Origin of the sequence: Pseudomonas sp. 2995-3 (assembly GCF_002742565.1) — a bacterium.
GTDB lineage: Bacteria > Pseudomonadota > Gammaproteobacteria > Pseudomonadales > Pseudomonadaceae > Aquipseudomonas > Aquipseudomonas edaphica.
Genome location: NZ_LJSB01000300.1, coordinates 1 through 248 on the forward strand (window position 1 = coordinate 1; position 248 = coordinate 248).

Below are 248 nucleotides of genomic sequence, written 5' to 3' on the forward strand. Positions count from 1 at the left end.
GTTAAAAGAGTCTGCTGATCTATCAGCCGTGACCTATGAGATATTTGTTGGAGATCTTAGTGTTGGACATTTAAATGTTAATAAGGATATAGGTGAACTTATAGATTCATTAATTTTAGAATATGTTTCAGAAGAAGAACTGCTTGAATACTATGCAGAGGAAGAATTAGAGGGTGAATTAGATACTCCTAGAATAGTAGATATAAGCTTCTCCGAAGATATTACTTGTGAGGAATCCACTACTGATC

Annotated in this window: 1 protein-coding gene; it reads left to right on the forward strand. The window is 33.9% G+C overall.

The genetic code is table 11. The features are described 5' to 3' along the window. Positions 1–248 (forward strand): hypothetical protein (locus tag AOA62_RS31895; protein ID WP_158235141.1); only part of this gene is annotated, 248 nt, incomplete at both ends.